We start from the raw sequence: 18961 nt of genomic DNA, 5'->3' as shown, positions 1-18961 counted from the left end.
ACTCGATACGTTGTATGAAAACCAAACCCTACCTGCTCAGGAAGCTGCTGACGGCCGCCCTCGCCGTTGGGTGTCTGTCGGGATTACGTCCCCACGCCACAGCCCAACCGGCCGCCCCGTCGCTGCCCGATGGCATGACCCGTGTAACATCGGTGGAAGGCATTACCGAATACCAGCTCAAAAATGGCCTTCGGGTGCTGCTCTTCCCTGACGTTTCCAAACCAACCGTAACGGTCAACATCACCTACATGGTGGGGTCGCGGCACGAAGGCTACGGCGAAAGTGGCATGGCCCACCTGCTCGAACACATGGTGTTTAAAGGATCGACGCGCCACAAGAACATCCCGCAGGAACTGACCGAACATGGCTCGTGGCCCAATGGTACCACCTGGTTTGACCGCACCAATTACTTCGAAACGTTTTCGGCTACCGACGAGAACCTGCGTTGGGCACTCGACCTCGAAGCCGACCGGATGGTGAATAGCTTCATCGACAAAAAAGACCTCGATACCGAGTTTTCGGTGGTGCGCAATGAGTTCGAGATGGGCGAAAACTCGCCGCAATCGGTGCTGATGGACCGCGTGCTGTCGTCGGCCTACCTGTGGCATAACTACGGCAAATCGACCATTGGCTCCCGGGAAGACATCGAGCGGGTGCCCATCGAGAGCCTTAAAGCCTTTTACAAGCGCTTTTACCAGCCCGACAACGCCATTCTGCTCGTGGCGGGTAAGTTCGACGAAGCCAAAACGCTGGCGATGATCAGCGAACTCTACGGCCCCATTCCGAAGCCGGACCGGGTGCTGTCGAAAACCTACACCGTCGAGCCCGTGCAGGATGGCGAACGTGCCGTGACCCTGCGCCGCGTGGGCGATACGCAGGGCATTGCCGTGGCCTACCACACGCCCGCCGGTGCCCACCCCGACTACGCGCCGATGGATGTGCTCATGGACGTACTGACCAACGAGCCGTCGGGTCGGCTGTACAAGGCGCTGATCGAAAACAAGAAAGCCGCCACGCAGTGGGGCTGGACGCCCGCCCTCTACGACCCCGGCTTCGCCTACTTCTACACCGAACTACGCAAAGAACAATCGCTCGACTCGGCGCGCGCGATCATGCTGGGTACGTTGGACGAGATGGCCCAAAAAACGGCCACGGCTGAGGAAGTGGAACGGGCCAAGACCAAGCTCCTGAGCCGGATCGATATGCTGTTCAAGCAAGTCGACCGGGTGGGGCTGAACCTCAGCGAGTACATGGCGGCGGGCGACTGGCGACTCCTTTTCCTCTACCGCGATGCCCTGCGGAAAGTTACGCCCGCCGATGTGCAGCGCGTGGCGCAGGCCTATCTGAAACCCAGCAACCGCACCGTGGGTACGTTCATCCCCGACCAGAAACCTGACCGCGCCACAATCTCCGCGACGCCCGACGTGCTGGCGCTGGTCAACGGCTACAAGGGCGAAGCGATGGTTGCCGCTGGTGAGGCGTTTGACCCGTCGCCCGCCAACATCGACGCGCGTACCAAACGGGGGAAGGAAGCCAATGGGCTGACTTACGGCCTGTTGCAGAAAAGCACGCGCGGCAACTCGGTACACATGCGGATCCGGCTGCGGATGGGCGATGCGCAAAGCCTGATGAACCAGAGCACGGCGGCCAGTTTTGCGGCGTCGATGCTCGAGCGGGGTACCAAAACGCGCAGCTACCAGCAAATCCGCGACGGCTTGGAAAAGCTCAAAGCGGAGGTCTACGTGTATGGATACGGGCAGAGTGCAATCGTGAGTGTCGAGACGCAGAAAGAAAACCTGCCTGCCGTGCTGGCGATCGTGACCGACTACCTGCGCAATCCGACCTTCCCTGATGCCGAATTTAAGAAACTGAAAGAAGAGCGGCTGGCTGAGATCGAGTCACAAAAGCAGGAGCCCCAGTCGATTGCCCAGAACCAGATCCGGCGGCGTCTGAGCCCGTACCCCAAAGGCCACCCGTTTTACCTGGAAACGTTCGACGAAGAAATCGACAACATCAAGAAGCTGACCCTCGATGACGTGAAGGCGTTCTATAAAAATTTCTACGGCGGGCAGCAGGCGGTGGTGTCGGTGGTCGGTGCCTTTGATGAGGCCGCCGTGATGAAGACCATCAAGGGCCTGAGCAACTGGAAAGCGCCCAGGCCCTACAGCCGTGTGCCGTACCAGCTCTTCACCGATGTGAAACCCGGCACCGAAGCCATGCAGACCGACGACAAGGCCAATGCCGCGCTGTCGGCGGGCCTGAAGTTTCCGATGCGCGACGACCATCCCGACTACGCCGCCCTATACATGGCTAACTACATATTGGGTGACGGCTTCCTGAACTCCCGGCTCGCTACCCGCATCCGGCAAAAAGAGGGCGTAAGCTATGGCGTGGGGTCGTATCTGTATGCCGACGATAATGACGCCGTGGGTACGTTCGGCTCGTATGCTATTTATAACCCTGAAAACTCGGACCGCCTCGAAGCGTCCTACAAAGACGAAATCGACAAGCTGGTGCGCGACGGCGTAACGGCCGACGAACTGAAAACGGCCAAAGCGGCGGTGTTGCAGAACAAGCAGGTGGAGCGGTCACAGGATGGCCTGCTGGCCGATACCTGGGCGCAGTACCTGACAAAAGCCGAAGGGCGTAGCTTTGCCTACGATGCCGAGCTCGAAAAGCGCATAGCCGCCCTGACGCCCGAGCAGGTAAATACGGCCGTCAAGAAATACATCGATTACAACAAGCTGGTGATTGTGAAAGCCGGTGATTTCGCCAAAGCAAAAAAAGCCGTGGTCGATAAGCCCGCTGCACCGGCAGCCGAGCAGGGGAGTGGTAAAAAAGAGTAGAATTACATACCTTTCCACAAGAACAGCAGCCTGCCTTTACCATGAAGAAAATCGTTGAAAAACACCCACTGGCCATCCGGTGGTTTCACTGGGTGAACTTCCCGGTTTTGTTTGCCATGATCTGGAGCGGGCTGCTTATCTACTGGGCCTACCATCCCTACAAAATCCAGATCGGGGGCTACACGCTCATCTCGTTTTTTCCGGAATGGGTCTTCAATGCCCTGCACCTGAAACGGCGACTGGCCGAGGGGATGGCCTGGCACTTTGCGCTGATGTGGGTGTTTGTCATCAACGGCGTGGCCTATGTGCTTTATACGCTCATCTCGGGCGAATGGCGGCAACTGGTGCCCAATCGCCATTCGTTCCGCGATGCCATCCAGGTCACGCTGCACGATCTGGGCCTGCGCAAAGGGCCACTGCCGCCCCAACGGAAGTTCAACGGGGCGCAGCAGATTGCCTACACCGGCGTCGTGCTGATGGGGTTCGGGTCGTTGCTGACCGGGCTGGCTATCTACAAACCCATTCAGTTTTCGTGGCTGACGTGGCTCTGCGGTGGCTACAAAACGGCGCGCGTTATTCATTTCGCCCTGACGATGGGCTATCTGCTGTTTTTTGTGGTGCACATTGCGCAGGTGATCCGCGCCGGCTGGAATAACTTCCGAGCTATGGTGGCGGGCTTCGAACTGACCAACGTACCTGACGGCACCCCAACGGCCGACCGGCCACCGCGTGCTGATTCGTCATCGTTACAACCCTCAACCGACCAGCCTCTATGACCACCGATCAACCCGTTCCCAACCCGCCCGCCGACGACCAGACGGTTGAGCAGCAGGCGCGCCGGCGGACCATCAAAGCCTTTGTCGGGCTTGGTTTGGCCGCGCTCGTACCGGTGAGTGTCTGGCGCTGGGTACGTTCCCAGCCCACGCGCGGCGGGGCTCCCCAGCCGTTGCTAGAGGCCCACAAGGCCAATGCAAAGGTCTTCAAGGGACTGATTGGTCCCGGCCGGCTGGCGCCTACGTTTCCGCTGGACATGGCCGCCAAACCCGCACGGGTCAACGGGGGTATTGGCCTGACGCCCGCCATGCCCACCGACTGGCAACTCCGGCTGGAGCGCAGCCCCACCGACAGCCAGGTGTTGACGATGGACGACATCCGGGCCTTGCCGAAGCACGAGGAAGTAATTGAGTTTAAGTGCGTGGAAGGCTGGAGCCAGATTCAGCATTGGGGTGGCGTGCGGCTGGTCGATGTGCTGGACCGCTACGGGGCCGGTGCGCGTACGGGGAAGCCCGTCAGTAAAACCGACCCGGCCGATCGCTACGGGTACGTGGGCATGGAAACACCCAGCCGGGGCTACTACGTGGGCATCGATATGGCCAGTGCGCTGCACCCGCAAACGCTGCTGGCCTACGAACTGAACGGCGAACCCATTTCGGCCAACCACGGGGCACCCCTGCGGCTGCTGATTCCGATCAAATACGGCATCAAAAACCTCAAATGCATCGGGCGCATTTTCTTTGCCGACCAGCCGCCCCGCGACTTCTGGGCCGAACAGGGCTACGACTATTTTTCGGGCCTTTAAAAAAATAGAAGCCGCCTTTTTTGTGGAAAGTGGGCACGGGCCGCATCGCTAAGTAAACTAAACGCTTAGGTATGGTACGTGCCCTCCTTTTCACCCTACTGCTCGCTGGTAGCCGGCTTACGTTTGCTCAACAGACCGTCAGCGCTGGCGCACCACCAGCTTCGCCCACGCGGGTAATTCTTTGGGCCGATTCGGCCGCGCACAACATAAGCCCCGCCGAGTTGATGCGTACCTACGCACCAATTGAAACTAAAGTGGATGCATTGCCTCCCGCGAAGCGAAAAGAGGTGACCGATGCGCTGATGGAACATAGTAACGAAAAGAATACAGCCGTCGAGAGCCAGGGTAGTCAGCCCGCCGACGGTTTTTTTTATAACGTTACGGAACTGTTTGCTGCCAACGGCCGAGCCGACTGGATCATCATCAGCCCGATGGGCGAGCCAAACCGGAAAGCGCTCGATGAGTTACTTCGCCGCCTGACTGTCTTCTATCAGACCGATCGGTATGCCAAACCGATGGCTTCCCCTTACAGCAATGAGTATTTCACCAACTTCGGTCGTCCTCGGGAGAAACGGGCCGTTCGTACTGGCGACAGCACCATCAGTACGCTCGAAGCCGCTGCTGCTACCACCCGGCCCGATACCGTCAAGTACGTTTACTTCAATCAGTTGGATCTGAAGAACGTACCTGACGTCGTCTATCGATTTCCGAATCTGGAGGAACTGGATTTGTCAAAAAACGGCCTGGTAAAACTCCCCGCCCGCCTCACAGCCGACCTGCCCCAACTGCGGCGTCTGAGCGTGTTGTTCAACCAGATTGGCAACGACAGCGTGTTCATTACGCCCAACAAACACCTGCTCGCCCTGACGCTCCAGGGCAATAAACTGACGCGCATTCCGACGAGCGTGCGCAACGCCCGCAACCTGGAAAGCCTCTGGATGGGCAACAACAAGCTGGCCGAACTGAACGTAAAGGCGATTAAGCGGCTAAAGCACCTCTACGACCTGAATCTCTACAACGCCGGGCTGACGAGCCTGCCCAAACAGATCCGGAAACTGAAACACGTGCGGGTACTGGACTTGTATTACAACGAACTCACTACGCTGCCGAAACAGATTGGTAACATGCGCCGACTGGAGCAATTGGCGGTAGCCCATAACAAGCTCACGAGCCTGCCTCCGCAGCTGGCCAGGCTGCGCCGCCTCGATACGCTCTACGCGCATCATAACCCGCTGGCTACCTTGCCAACTGCGTTCAACCGGTTCAAAGCCATTCGGCTGCTCGATCTGAGTTACAACCGGCTCAGCGCCTTCCCGGATCAACTGGTTGACCTGAAAACGTTGGAGTCAGTTGACCTTAGCGGTAACAACATTCAGGTGCTGCCCACCAGCGTCACGCAGCTCTCGAGCCTGAAGCACCTTTTCCTGCGCAGCAACCCCGTCACCCGCGACGACGCCAAAATTGGCCCCTATGCAAAAGTGATCGATCAACTGGAAGCGCAGAACACGGCGGTGTATTATTAGTTAGGTAGGAAAGTAGCGGCGATGATCGGGTAGGGGGTTGCTTGTACCAGACCAAAAAACAACGAACCAGCCCCTATACGATCGCGCCAAACTGACTATCGCAACTTACTTTCGCTTCCATGTTCACGATTGAAACACGCCAGATTGGGCCTATTGAAGGTACAGAGACCCTCACAGACTACATTTTAAGCAACCCCGACACCGGCGAATGGGCAACGGTGCTCCCCGGTTTTGGTGGTATTCTGCGCCAACTGGTGCTTCGGAAAGGCGATACCCGCTACAAAGTGGTGGACAGCCCGGCGTCGGCACAGGCATTGCTGGCCGATGAGACCTACGCCAGCGCGCTGATGTTTCCGTTTGCCAGCCGCGTTCGGCATGGTATCTATCAATTCGAAGGTAACGATTACGTGTTGCCCCTGAACGAAGTCATGCGCGACAATGCCCTGCACGGGTTTGTGCACCAGAAACCGTTTCGGGTGATTCATCAGGAAGCCAATCTGCACCATGCTTCGCTGACGATTCAGTTTAACTACACGGGCGACGTACCTGGCTACCCATTCCCGTTTTCGCTGGTGGTTACCTACGCGCTGTCGGCGCAGGGGCTGGGGGTTTCGTTCAAAGCCAGCAATACCGGCTCCACGCGTTGCCCGGCGGCGTTTGGCTGGCACCCCTATTTTACGCTCAACAACGCCCCTGTCGATGAGTTGGAATTGACCCTGCCCGTGCGCGCCATCGTCGAGCTCGATCAGCACATGATCCCGACCGGAAAGCGGCCCGTTCCCGCCGACCGGCTGGGTACGTTTGCCATGCAGAATGTACAGCTTGACACGCCCTTCGAAGCGCAGTTTAGCGACGAAAACGGGAAAAAACAGGCCGTCACTACGTTGCGCTGGCCCGAGGAAAACGTGGCACTCGAACTAACCCAGAGCGAATCGCTGCCCTACATTGTGGTCTACACCCCACTGCGCCGGGATAGCATTGCCATCGAACCCCAGACGGCCAACGCCAATGCGTTTAATAACGGCGAAGGGTTGACCGTGTTGAATCCGGGTGATGAACTACAAGGAAGTATCGATGTCAGATTGATATAAACTAAAAGTTACCTATATTCACAGGTTGTTTCATTTCGTAAAAAATGATTCGCCCGCAAACTCTGCTACGAAAGCTAAAGGCACCGTATCCACAACCATTCGACGTCAGCAAGGCCTTCCGTAAAGCACTGCTGGCTGGCATTCTGGTTTCACTGGTTAACCTAACGTTTCAGCCGTTTGGGTTAAGCTCCTTTCAGCATCCCTATAAGGTGTGGGTATTGTTGGGGTTTGGGGTTCCTGTTTTCGTGTGGGTCGGTTTGCTGGGCGTACTGGTGCCGCGGTGCTTTCCCTCATTCTGGGGACGCGAGCAGGAGCACTGGACGCTCTGGAAGCAAATCCTGATCAGCAACCTCATCACGGTCTGCATCACCGTATCGATGTATTTCTACGCTCAGTGGATTGATTTCGCTCCTTTCTCGTCGATCGGTTATCTGGTGGTTTGCTCTTTTTTCTTCGGGGCTCTCGTATCGTTGTTCTTCCTGTTTTTCGACCGGAGCAATTACCTGACGGAGGTCGATCGCCGGGCCACGGCCGAGACCGAGGAGTTAAAACTGCTGATTCGGGAAAGCCACCACCGGATGCGCAATCACTTGCAGGTCATTGCCTCGATCCTGCGCCTGCAAACCGCGTCTGTTACCGATGTGCGGGCGCTCGAAGCGTTGCGGACAAGCGAAAAACGCCTCGAATCCATCGCTATTCTTCACGAAAAGCTGTACTGCAACGAAAGCGTGAGCCGCGTTGATTTGTGCGCTTATCTGGAAGAGCTCATCGAGATCATTGCCAGCCACCATGCCGAACTGACGCCCAACGTGGCGATTCAGGTGGAGGATTATGCGGCGCTCCGGGTGCCGCTCGATACCGCCGTACCGCTGGGCCTGATTGTGAACGAACTGATTACCAACTCGTTTAAACACGCCTTTCGGAAGATGGACAATTGCGCCATCCAGTTGATTCTGGATCAGTCGGCCGACGGGCGTAATCGCCTGATTGTGCGCGACAACGGGCCCGGCGTGCCCGACGAACTGGTCGATCAGCCAGGTACGTCCCTGGGGATGCGGCTGGTCAAGGCGCTGACGCAGCAACTCAAGGGACAACTCAGCTATAGCCGTAACGGCGGCGCCGAGTTTGTCGTGCAGTTCTGACCGGCACCGCGTCCCTACAGCACCAACCGCCACCAGCCATACCGATCGGGATATACCCGAATGGCCCCGTCGTCGTCGAGGTCAAGCACGTTGTAGGTCGTAATGACCGGAATAGGGCGGGGGAGTACGATGGTTTTCGGGCTGGCGTTGATCGGGCAGCGCGTCAGGTAATCGGCGCTGAACTGCGCGCGGCCCAGCAGCCGGTTGGCGAGGTCGGCGGGGCGTTCTACCCGAATGCAGCCGTGACTTAGAAACCGGTTTTCCAGCGAAAAGGCCCGCCGCACGTTGGTGTCGTGCAAATACACATCATACGGGCTATTGATGCTGAATTTCAGCAGACCCAGCGCATTGTCGCAGCCCGTCGACTGGCGCAGCCGATACGGAAACGCGCTCGCCGACACCGTCCAGTCGACCCGGCTGGGGTCCAGTAGTTGTCCTTTGTTATCCAGCACCTGAAGCCCAAACTGATTGAGCGCGGCCGTGGGGTTCTTCCGAATCTTGGGCAGGTATTCGGCCAATATGGAGCGGGGAATGGTCCAGTACGGGTACATGACCAGACTGGGGATATAGGCGGCGAATACGGGCGTGGGCGTGCTGGGTTTACCCACCACCACCCGGCTGCTAAACTGGGTATCGCCCCGCCCATCGATCAGCCGCAACGTAGCCGACGGAATATTGACGACCACGCGCTGCGCAACGGGAAACCGGTTGAGCCAGCGGTATGTATTGAGCGTTTCGTGTACCTGCCCGATCGTCAGCGAATCACCCAGGTAATCGTCGATGAGGCAGCGCAGGCAATAAGCCGTTAGCTGCCGGTACCGCCGGTCGTGCGGCTCCAGCGAGTCGAGCAGCGGGCACCAGTCGCCTCCGGCCAGAAAGAGCCGCGTCAGCCGGTGGAGCCGCACCGTGTCGAGCTGTTCCGCCACCCCCTGATAACCCATCCGGCGGGGCGTTCGGCCATACACCAGTTGGGTGAAATAGCGGGTCAGGCAGGCGGCATCGGGTTGGGCGCAGAGGCTATCAACCCCAATCGAGTGGGCGTATTGCCGGAGACGTACCCAGTCGCCGGGCGTTTGGGCAACTGCCGGAAATACGGTCAACAACAGCAGAAAAACAGCAAGAGAGCGGCGCATGGGCAGGTCAGGTTCGTTGGTGGCAAAGATGGCTCACCCCATCCGCTGACCGCGTGATGGTCTTCAGTTAAGGGGTTGAATTCTATCAGGTTAGCGACTGACGGGTGTCATGAGCGGAGCCAGTCAGTCGATCCAACTTTGTCTGAGCCGGGACGTTGCCCTGCCGATAAGCCCCTTGTGTTATGAAAAAGATTCTGTTGCTCACCGACTTTTCCGACGCCTCGCGCCATGCCCTTCAGTTTGCCCGCTCGCTGTTTGGCGACACCGTTGCCGACTTTCATCTCATGTGTGTGTATCCGGTGGAAACCGATGCCTTTTACAGCCGTAAGTACGTAACGCAGGCCGCCCATACGGCCTTCGCCGACCAACTGCACGAAGTGGTGGCACAACTGCGCCACGAAGCCCCCACCGACTGGCATACGTTTCGCAGTTCGGCGTATCCAGGTACGTTGCTCGAAGTAGCCACGCAGGCTGTTGGCGTCGAAACCTACGACTGGGTCGTTATCGGCGCGAAAAAAGATGGGACCAATGCCTTGTTTGGGAATAGCGCCACGGCGCTGATCCGGCAGTTGACCGCCAACGTGCTGGTGGTGCCCGTCGACGCACCCATCCGGCCCGTTTGGCAGGTGGTGCTGGCCGCCGATTTTGCCAGTCTGAAAAACTGCAGGCTGCTGGAGCCGCTCAAAGAACTGGTGGCCTTGAAAGGGGCGAACCTGACGCTGCTGACGGTGAAAACTCCCGGTAAAAAGATTGTCTACGCCGACCAGGAAGCCCGCATCCGGCAGTTTCTGGCGCCCATTGAGCCGAGCGTGACGCTGGCGCAGGCCCCCGACGCCCGGCAGGGTATCGACACGTACCTGAACGGCCACCCGGTAGATCTGCTGGTGACGATTCCCAAACACAAAAGCTGGTCCGACGTGCTGGCCAACAACAGCGTAACCCGCTCGCTGGCATACACGCCACCCGTGCCCCTGATGGTGCTCTACGACGACGGCCACAGCGATGAACCCCGGCTGATCGACGACCTGTCTAACTTGGATTTTGCCCTCTAAACCAACCCATCACCATGTATAAGCTCTTATTACTGACCGACTTTTCGGCCGCTTCGGAACACGCCATTGCGTTTGCCCAGGCGCTGTTTGCCGATACAGCTACGAATTTCTGCCTCCTGCATACGTACCCGATCCGGCTTGAAGAAAGCTACGCGGGTGCTCTGATGCTGGCCGAGGACCGAGCGGTTGCCGAAACCCAATTGCGCCAACTCAAGGAAAAAATCACCCAACAGCCCGTTCCCGATTACCATACGTACCGCACGATGGTGGCGCTGGGTGGTCCGGTTGGGGCTGTCGATGAACTACTTACCGATGAGCAGTTCGACCTGATCGTTGTGGGCGCATCGGGCACGGGCTTTGCCGAATTGTTCGGTAGTGTAGCGACGGGGCTGGTGCGGAGTGCCCCAACGAACGTACTGGTGGTGCCGACGCGGGCGCCCATCACGCCCGTGCAGGAGGTTGTATTGGCTACCGATTACCGGTCGGTCAATCATACCGAATCGCTTACGTTCCTGAACGAACTGGCGAGTCGCAAAGGGGCCAACCTGACACTCCTTACCATCGAGAAGGGGCTACCCGGCGAGCCGCTGTCGCCCCTGACGCGCGACGTGGTGGAGCAGGCGTTCGACAGTGTACAGGCCAACCCCTATTTTATCTACGACGATGACGCGCTGCACGGGATCGACCTGTATCTGAACGAGCACCGCACCGACCTGCTGGTGCTGATTCCGCATCACAAAGGGTTCTTCGACGTGCTGCTCCAAAACAGCGTAACCCGCTCGCTGGCCTTCGCGCCGCGCGTGCCGCTGCTGACGCTGTATGACGGTGAGCAGGCAATGGCAACACGCCATCAGTCAGCTAGCCAGCCCGAACGGCCCGCTGCGCTGCCTGCTTTCTAGCCAAACAGCGAACGAAGGTGTTGTGCTGACATGACAACGGCCTGAAGCGAATGTCAGGCCGTTGTTGTCGTAGGAATATAAGTGATTCGCTGTCTTAGTGCGTCACCAGTACGTTGGCGTCTTCTGCCTCAACCAGCCCGTCGGCGTTAATGGCGGTCAGTTGCACCGGCACCAGTTCGTTGATGCGGAGGGGATCGTAGTTGGCGACCACGCGGACGTAATTCTCGGTGAACCCCTGCATCCGGCCAGTGGCTTCGTCGACGTCGTCTTCAAACAAGACCGTAGCCGTGCGACCCACCTGCGATTCGTAGAACGCCCGCCGTTTTTTATCCGACAGGATGTGGAGCATCTTGCTACGCTCGGCGCGGACGTGGCCCGGCACCACGGGTTTGATCGTCAGGGCGGTGGTATTGGGGCGTTCCGAATACGTAAAGACGTGGAAGTATGACACCGGCAGTTCGTTGAGGAACTGGTACGTCTCCAGAAAGAGCTCGTTGGTTTCGCCGGGGTGCCCCACAATTACGTCGACACCGATGCAGGCGTGGGGCATCAGGGCCTTGATTGTCGCTACCCGGTCGGCGTAGAGGTCGCGTTTATAGCGGCGGCGCATCAGACCCAGCACCTGGTTGCTGCCCGATTGCAGCGGGATATGGAAGTGCGGCACAAACCGCTTCGACTGCGCGACAAACGCAATAATCTCGTCAGTCAACAGGTTGGGTTCGATGCTCGAAATCCGGAACCGCTCGATGCCGTCTACCTCGTCGAGCGCCTGAATCAGGTCCAGGAAGGTCTCGTTGCGCCGCATCATCGGCCCGCCGCTGTTGACCAGCCCGAAATCGCCGATGTTGACGCCCGTCAGCACGATCTCTTTCACGCCCCGCGCCGCAATCTCGTGGGCCGCCCGCACCACGTTCTCGACCGTGTCGGAGCGGCTTTTGCCCCGTGCGAGCGGAATGGTGCAGTAGGCGCAGGGGTAATCGCAGCCGTCCTGCACCTTCAGGAAGGTGCGCGTGCGGTCGTTGAGCGAGTAAGCGGCGTGGTAATCGACTACCTCTTCGATGTTGGCGTTGAGTACGCGGCCCGGCTGCCCGGTGGGCGCTTTGGTAAAGGTGGGCATCAACTCGGCCAGCCGGAATTTCTCGGCGGCACCCAGTACGGCATCCACCCCCGGAATCTCCGAAATCTCGGTCGGTTTCAACTGCGCATAGCACCCCAGAATGGCCACAAACCCGTCGGGGTTGATCTTTTGCGCCTCACGCACGATTTTGCGGCATTTCTTATCGGCATTATCCGTCACCGAGCAGGTGTTGATAATGAAAATATCGGGTTGCTGATTGAATTCCACGCGCTCGTAGCCCTGCTGCTCCATCATCCGGGCGAGGGTCGAGGTTTCCGAGAAATTTAGCTTGCAACCAAGCGTATAAAAGGCCACTTTTTTCATAATCGACGCGCATTCTATCCCACAACGGGGCCATCTGTCCTGCAAAAATACAAAAGTCTGAGGGGAGCGGAAAGGTTCAATGGTCAAGGCTCGGGCCCAAAAGCTAACGTCGGCCGTTGGCTTTTGACCGACGTTTCACTTCAGCACCTCCGTCAGGCGTTTGCCGTCGCCGTAGACGATGTCAGAAATGCGCCAGCGGCCTTTCTCGATCAGTTCGGCTTCGCAACGCATGGCCTGTTCTTTGCCGGTGTTGGCATCGGTGTAGGTCACGAAAATCACGGCCTTGTCGCCCGCCACGTTACCCGGCATTACCCACATCTTCGTCACCTGCTTATCAGGTACGTTGTACAGCGGATTGATGGCGTGGCGTTTCTGTTTGCCCAGTTTCGCCGCTTTGGCCTGCACCAGTTTGGCCGTCGACGGGGTAAAATATTGGGTTGCCAGCGTGGGGTTGCCCGCCTCCAGAAACGGATTTTCTTCCTTGTCGTGTTCGAAATACAACGCCCGCACCATCCGGTCAGCGGCTGAGCGCGGCGCATCCCGGCCCGGCATCTTGTTCAGGTCAACCGCTACCGTATCCGGTTTCGTTGCGGCGGTTTCAGTGGCTTTGGGGCTAGTCTGGCAGGCAACCGCCAAGGGCAGGAGGAGTAGGAGAGGACGCATGGGCATGAATACTGTATGATGGACAATGGACAATGTACAATGAATAATGGATGATGGGCAATGGATGATGAACAATGCGGTCCGCCGGGGGCGCCAGGCCGCTGCGGTATGATGGACTAACGCACCAACAGTACCAATCCATCAGCCAGCATCCACCCTTCATTGTCCATCATTCATTATACATCATTCATTGTCCATTACTCATGCTCAACCTTCCCACCGTTCCAGACCGAGCAGTTTTTTGCCGAGGTCGGAGAGTTCGGCGGTTTGGTAGCGGGTTTTTTCCCAATTGCGGGGGTCGCCCGGAAAAGCGTAGCCTTCGGGCGCCTGCCGGTCGCGCCACGACCGGATGCGCCACTGCCGCAGCGCTTCGTTGTCTTCCTGGGCGGGCATCATTGAGATGTACTGGGCGATGCGCACCTTGTCTGTTGAGTGGTTGGGCCGAATGCCGTGCGGGAGCGTACTGTTGAAAATCAGCAGGTCGCCGGCTTCCAGCTTCACCTTCACGAAGTCGAAACCCGTCGTGTCGGGTTTGAAGCGGTCGCGGTCGGCGGGTTGGGTTAGCTTCCAGGTATCGTAGGTGCGGTAAAGCTCGGGCAGGCACTGAAAACCGCCCATGTTCTCGTCGGTCTGATCGGCCAGCGCCAGGACACCCTGCACGTTTTGCGGGCGTGTTTCGGGGTCATAATCCCAGTGGATAAAACCCTTGAACGGCTTGTTGGGGTCGGCCGGAAAATTCAGGTTGGCGCGGTCGATGGTGACCCACAACTTTTCGGTACCCCACACGTCCACAAAGGCATCATACAGGCGCTGCGTCTGCCGGTTGTCCCATTCGTGCTGATGGTTATACAGCTCGACCATACCCGAGCCAATCAGTTCTTTCATGCGCATCTCGGCGCGGGGCGGCGCATACCAGGTGGCCCGATCGTTGGGGTCTTTTTCTTCAAACTCCCAGATCGTCTGCGCCAGTCGTTCGGCTTGCTCGCGGGGTACGGCCTGTTTAATGACCACGTACCCGTTGTTTATCCAAAAGGCCCAGTCTTCCTCCGACAGCACGCGTAGGGGCTTGCCATTCGATCGGTCGTTGAGCGGAAGCTGGCTGCTGATGGCGGTCGATGGGTTGCCGGGAATGTCGGTATGGGCATTGTCGGGAATCATCGTGGGCTGCATGGTGGCGATGGGTTCGGTCGGCTGCATGGGGTTTTGTTTTTTTGGTGAATGAATAGGACAAAGCTATGGATCGTGAAGTGCAGAGCGTTAACACAACTCTGACCCCTTTTTGCACTATTTTGCTCCCGAATCAGCCCAACTCCTGTTTGTGGGCCAGATTTGAGCAAAAATGAAAGTCGCCCTCGAACAGATCCGCCCCGATACCGACAGCTCGTTTCACCTGTTGCTGACCCCGCACCTGAACGAGGTGTTTTTCTGGCATTATCACCCCGAATACGAACTGGTCTATATCGTTGGCGCGAGCGGGACCCGCCACGTCGGCGACCATATTTCGCGCTACGAAGGCAGCGACCTGGTGTTTATCGGGCCTAACCTGCCCCACCTGAATTTCGACTATGGCGTCACCACCGACTACCGCAAGGTGGTGATCCAACTGGCGCCGGGCTTTTGGGGCGAGGGCTTCTGGCAGGCCCCCGAACTGGCCGCCATCGCCGATCTGTTTGAGCGCGCCCGGGCGGGGTTGTCGTTTAGTGGGGTCACCAAGGACACCGTTGGGCAGCAACTGGAAGAACTGGCCGGCCTGCCGCCGTTTGGGCGGATGATGGCCCTGCTCAATAGCCTGCAACAACTGGCAGTCAGCCCGGAAGTCAGTTCGTTGCAGGGGAAACCCATTGTGGGTACGTATAACCTGGCCGAACAGCAACGGCTCCGGCGCGTGTATCAGTTTGTCGAGGCCAACTACAGCCGCCGCATCGGTGTGCCTGAGGTTGCCAGCCTCGTGAGCCTGACCGAGGCGGCTTTCTGCCGATACATCAAACGACTGACGGGCCTCACCTTCACGCAGTTGCTGAACCAGTATCGGGTTAATCAGGCGCAGAAATTACTGCTGGCGAACCATACCGTAACGGAAGCTGCCGAGGCCAGCGGGTTTGAGAGTCTGTCGTATTTCAACAAGATATTCCGGCGCGTTACGGGTGAAAACCCGCTTCAGTTCAAAAAACGAATGAGCTGATCCGGTCGGTCTGACTAAACGTACCTCAGCAGGGGTAGCTGGTTTCATTTTGGCCGGTTTTGAGTATAAATCCAGCCCATATAGCCCCAGTCTGGTGATAATAAGCCGTCTATGCGCGGCAAAAGTCGATTTTCGGCGCTGATTTGGTTTAATCCAAATTCATATGCTAACCAAACCATAATTGGTTAAAATAGGATTTAACGGATAAATAGTTTAATTGTGCTGATTTGGTGGTATAAAATCCTGTTAAAGGCTTGAAACGCCTATTATTCTTTTGTTAAAGCCGCCTATATTTGAGCCCGACAGTAGTACACCGAAACACGTATCTCTTTAAACGACCTCTACAAATCATGGCAAAGTCCAAGTTGGAGTACATCTGGCTCGATGGTTATAAGCCCACCCAAAGCCTGCGTTCAAAAACCAAAATTGAAGCTGATTTTTCAGGTAAGCTCGACGATTGCCCCATGTGGTCGTTCGACGGCTCATCGACCGAACAGGCTCCCGGTGGCTCATCAGACTGCCTGCTGAAGCCCGTTTTCATCTGCCCTGACCCGCAGCGTAAGAATGGCTTCCTGGTCATGTGTGAAGTACTGAACGCCGATGGTACCCCCCACGCCACCAACGGCCGCGCCACGATCGAAGACGACGACAACGATTTCTGGTTTGGTTTCGAGCAGGAGTACTTCCTTTACAACACCGAAACCAACAAGCCGCTGGGCTTCCCCGAAGAGGGCGAACCCGGTCCGCAAGGTCCATACTACTGCTCGGTAGGGGCAAAGAACGCGTTTGGCCGCAACATCATCGAAGAACACCTCGACGTGTGCCTCGAAGCCGGTCTGAACGTAGAAGGCATCAACGCCGAAGTAGCCCCCGGTCAGTGGGAATTCCAGATTTTTGCCAAAGGTGCCCGCGAAGCTGGTGACCAGATCTGGGTGGCCCGTTACCTGCTGGAGCGCATCGGTGAAGAATACGGTGTCTGGATCAACTGGCATTGCAAGCCCCTGGGTGTCGACGCCGACTGGAACGGCTCAGGTATGCACGCCAACTTCTCGAACTCAACGCTGCGTACGGCCGGTTCGAAAGAAGTGTACGATACCATCTGCGAAGCCTTCCGCCCGGTGGTGAAAGAGCACATCGAAGTTTACGGTGCCGACAACCACCTCCGCCTCACCGGCAAACACGAGACGCAGTCGATCGATCAGTTCTCGTTCGGTATCTCAGACCGGGGTGCGTCGATCCGTATCCCCATCGCTACTGTAGAACGCGGCTGGAAAGGCTGGCTCGAAGATCGCCGCCCCAACTCGGCTGCCGATCCTTATAAAGTAGCTGCCCGGATTATCACGACGGTGAAATCAGCGCAAGTACCCGCCTAAATTCAGCGTACAACCTGTGAATCAAAACGGCCTGTCAGCGATGATAGGCCGTTTTTTATAGGTGTGCGTTACTTTTGTCAACAACCAGGCGCAACGCACCGTGCTGACAACGTTCATCCAGTTAGTCATTCTACTTGGTGGCCTCCAAGGCTTGCTGATTGGGCTGGTGCATGCCTTTCGACGTACCCCTGTGTCAGGCAGTCGATACCTGGGTTGGGCCCTCGCCGTGCATGCGCTCAACAATATCTACATGTGGCTTTACTGGACCAAATGGCAGCTGGGCTGGAAGGTATTGATACTGCTGCCAATGAACCTGATACTGTTGCCAGTTTACCTGCTCTATAGCTACGTGTATAGTGTATCGGGGGCGGCGGGCCGGTTCAGCACATTCCGGCGCTTTCTGATGGTTGGCGCGGGGTTAGAAGTGGCGCTTTACCTGTTGCCGGCCGGGGCCGCCCTCTACCAGCAGTCTATCGACAGCACTGTTTTTGCTTTTGCCAAAGGCGTACGGAACTGGCTCACGCTCACCGCACTGCCAATCGTGATCGTTAGTTGCCTGGTGTTGTATAACGTCATCAGCCTGTGTAAGCAATCTGCCGATGGGCCTGACCAGCGCGCGATGCATCAGTGGTTTTACCGGCTCTGGGCTGGACTAAGCATGCTGGTGATACTGGCCCTGTTCCCGACTGCGGTCAGCCTGCTCGGCTTCCGGCCTGGCCGGGAAAACTATTATCCACTGGGGATCAGCAGTAGTCTCTTTCTGCTGTTTGCCGGTATCTGGGGGTTCATCCGGCACGAACGTACCTCACCGCCAGCAATGACGGAGCAGCCCCCGATTCCCGCCGAGACTCCATCGGCGCAGGCACAGCTCTACCAGCGGATGATCGAACTGCTCGAAAGCGAACAACTGTACCGGCAACCGAACCTGAAGCTTGCCGATGTGGCCGAGCGGCTGTCAGTTTCACCTCCTTATTTGTCCCGCATCATCAATCAGTTTCAACCGGCGGGGTTCATCGATCTGGTCAACACGTACCGGGTCGACGCCGTTAAGCGGCTGATGACCGATCCCGCCTACCGTCATTACACCCTGGAAGGGTTAGGTTTGGAAGCCGGCTTCGGGGCCAAATCGACATATCAGGCTGCTTTTAAACGCCTGACCGGTCAAACGCCCTCTCAGTATCGGGCGAAACAAAGTCCAGTATCTTAACATCGGCGTCTGAATTCTTGCGCTTAAAGCCAATCTGTTGATGTACCGGGTCGGCTGGACGACTTGCCGCTGGCCAGACCTGTTGGCCTGCCCTAGCTTTGCGGCGTTTATCAACAAGCATTCAGTTATGTCACGCATTTGCCGCGCTTTTTTAAGCAACCAACGTTATGGCCTGATTACCCTGACTACGCTACTCCTGGCGAGTTGTAGCGCCACGGACGAAACGTTGACGCCCGTAAAGGACTTTTCGCAATTCAATACGTTCACGAATGTCCAGATTGGCAGTGGCTTCCGGACGACAATTCGTCAGGGCACGGCCCGGCAGGTACTTATTTCGGTGCCTTCAGTGGATGAGCGTACTCTGTCGGTGACGCAATCTAGCAACACGTTGGTGGTCGAGATTCGCAATAAAGCCAGTAAATCAGCTATCGGTACCGTCGACATCACGATGCCAACACTGACCGGGGCCGACTTTTCAGGGGGCGTAGCCGCCACGATAGCTGGCTTTACGACAGGTACGTTGCCGATCAGCCAGTCAGGTGGTTCATCGGTTACGCTGAGTAGCACCGTGCAAAAGCTGCTGCTGACGCTCACGGGAGGCTCCCGTTTTGAGGGCTACAGTACGCCCGTTACCGACGCCACCGTGGCTTTGTCGGGTGGGAGTGAGGCACGGGTGGCCGCGTCAGGTACGTTGACGATAACGGCTTCCGGGGGCAGTCGCCTCTACTACAAAGGAACCCCGCAACTAAATCAGAACCTAAGCGGCGGCAGCACGGTAACAAGCGAATAAGCCGACTTCACACCACCTTCGATCAACGTGCCCATGATTA

General features: G+C 57.5%; 16 protein-coding genes. 12 read left to right on the top strand and 4 right to left on the bottom strand.

Annotated elements, in window-relative coordinates; genetic code table 11:
* Nucleotides 1-14: 14 nt before the first annotated feature.
* The 6 genes from FAES_RS19235 (at nucleotide 15) to FAES_RS19210 (ending at nucleotide 8181) form a co-directional block, all read left to right on the top strand.
* Nucleotides 15-2846 (top strand): M16 family metallopeptidase, encoded by a 2832-nt coding sequence (locus FAES_RS19235; protein WP_015332887.1) that lies wholly within the window; start codon nucleotides 15-17, stop codon nucleotides 2844-2846.
* A gap of 41 nt (nucleotides 2847-2887) precedes the next feature.
* Nucleotides 2888-3622 carry a cytochrome b/b6 domain-containing protein gene (locus tag FAES_RS19230; protein WP_015332886.1) on the top strand — a complete coding sequence of 245 codons (735 nt, stop codon included), beginning with the start codon at nucleotides 2888-2890 and terminating at the stop codon, nucleotides 3620-3622.
* Entirely contained in the window at nucleotides 3619-4425 is an 807-nt protein-coding gene (locus tag FAES_RS19225) for a molybdopterin-dependent oxidoreductase (RefSeq protein WP_015332885.1), read from the top strand. The genes FAES_RS19230 and FAES_RS19225 overlap by 4 nt, the downstream gene beginning before the upstream one ends.
* Before the next feature lie 71 nt (nucleotides 4426-4496).
* A complete protein-coding gene (locus FAES_RS19220; protein ID WP_015332884.1) occupies nucleotides 4497-5948 on the top strand; it encodes a leucine-rich repeat domain-containing protein in 1452 nt (483 codons plus the stop codon).
* Nucleotides 5949-6067: 119 nt separating this feature from the next.
* The gene (locus FAES_RS19215; protein WP_015332883.1) at nucleotides 6068-7039 is read left to right on the top strand and encodes an aldose 1-epimerase; all 972 of its coding nucleotides are present in this window, start codon (nucleotides 6068-6070) and stop codon (nucleotides 7037-7039) included.
* Between the two features lie 44 nt (nucleotides 7040-7083).
* A complete protein-coding gene (locus FAES_RS19210) occupies nucleotides 7084-8181 on the top strand; it encodes a sensor histidine kinase (RefSeq protein WP_015332882.1) in 1098 nt (365 codons plus the stop codon).
* 14 nt (nucleotides 8182-8195) lie between these two features.
* Here the strand turns inward: FAES_RS19210 and FAES_RS19205 are convergent, their stop codons facing one another.
* Nucleotides 8196-9314 (bottom strand): L,D-transpeptidase family protein, encoded by a 1119-nt coding sequence (locus FAES_RS19205; RefSeq protein ID WP_015332881.1) that lies wholly within the window; start codon nucleotides 9312-9314, stop codon nucleotides 8196-8198.
* 182 nt (nucleotides 9315-9496) lie between these two features.
* On the opposite strand from FAES_RS19205, the gene FAES_RS19200 reads away from it, so the two are divergent.
* Nucleotides 9497-10366, top strand: a complete 870-nt coding sequence (locus FAES_RS19200; RefSeq protein ID WP_015332880.1) for a universal stress protein — start codon at nucleotides 9497-9499, stop codon at nucleotides 10364-10366.
* Between the two features lie 14 nt (nucleotides 10367-10380).
* Entirely contained in the window at nucleotides 10381-11265 is an 885-nt protein-coding gene (locus FAES_RS19195) for a universal stress protein (RefSeq protein ID WP_015332879.1), read from the top strand.
* A gap of 94 nt (nucleotides 11266-11359) precedes the next feature.
* On the opposite strand, the gene mtaB is transcribed toward FAES_RS19195, so the two are convergent.
* From mtaB to FAES_RS19180, 3 genes are all read right to left on the bottom strand, one after another.
* Nucleotides 11360-12706 (bottom strand): tRNA (N(6)-L-threonylcarbamoyladenosine(37)-C(2))-methylthiotransferase MtaB, encoded by a 1347-nt coding sequence (gene mtaB / locus FAES_RS19190; RefSeq protein ID WP_015332878.1) that lies wholly within the window; start codon nucleotides 12704-12706, stop codon nucleotides 11360-11362.
* 135 nt (nucleotides 12707-12841) lie between these two features.
* The gene (locus FAES_RS19185; RefSeq protein WP_041259192.1) at nucleotides 12842-13369 is read right to left on the bottom strand and encodes a hypothetical protein; all 528 of its coding nucleotides are present in this window, start codon (nucleotides 13367-13369) and stop codon (nucleotides 12842-12844) included.
* A 207-nt stretch (nucleotides 13370-13576) separates the two neighbouring features.
* A complete protein-coding gene (locus FAES_RS19180) occupies nucleotides 13577-14566 on the bottom strand; it encodes a phytanoyl-CoA dioxygenase family protein (protein ID WP_015332876.1) in 990 nt (329 codons plus the stop codon).
* A gap of 142 nt (nucleotides 14567-14708) precedes the next feature.
* Here FAES_RS19180 and FAES_RS19175 point away from each other — a divergent pair, with 142 nt between their 5' ends.
* The 4 genes from FAES_RS19175 (at nucleotide 14709) to FAES_RS19160 (ending at nucleotide 18921) form a co-directional block, all read left to right on the top strand.
* The gene (locus tag FAES_RS19175) at nucleotides 14709-15551 is read left to right on the top strand and encodes an AraC family transcriptional regulator (protein ID WP_015332875.1); all 843 of its coding nucleotides are present in this window, start codon (nucleotides 14709-14711) and stop codon (nucleotides 15549-15551) included.
* Nucleotides 15552-15901: 350 nt separating this feature from the next.
* Entirely contained in the window at nucleotides 15902-16924 is a 1023-nt protein-coding gene (locus FAES_RS19170) for a glutamine synthetase beta-grasp domain-containing protein (protein WP_015332874.1), read from the top strand.
* Nucleotides 16925-17024: 100 nt separating this feature from the next.
* Complete coding sequence (locus FAES_RS19165; RefSeq protein WP_148289407.1) at nucleotides 17025-18131, top strand: helix-turn-helix domain-containing protein; 1107 nt, start codon at nucleotides 17025-17027, stop codon at nucleotides 18129-18131.
* A 127-nt stretch (nucleotides 18132-18258) separates the two neighbouring features.
* Entirely contained in the window at nucleotides 18259-18921 is a 663-nt protein-coding gene (locus tag FAES_RS19160) for a GIN domain-containing protein (RefSeq protein WP_041258141.1), read from the top strand.
* The last annotated feature ends 40 nt before the right edge of the window (nucleotides 18922-18961 follow it).

This window comes from Fibrella aestuarina BUZ 2 (assembly GCF_000331105.1).
In the GTDB taxonomy this organism is placed as follows: domain Bacteria; phylum Bacteroidota; class Bacteroidia; order Cytophagales; family Spirosomataceae; genus Fibrella; species Fibrella aestuarina.
The sequence above is the reverse complement of the archived record's forward strand: the minus strand, read 5'-3'. Positions and strand labels throughout refer to the sequence as shown.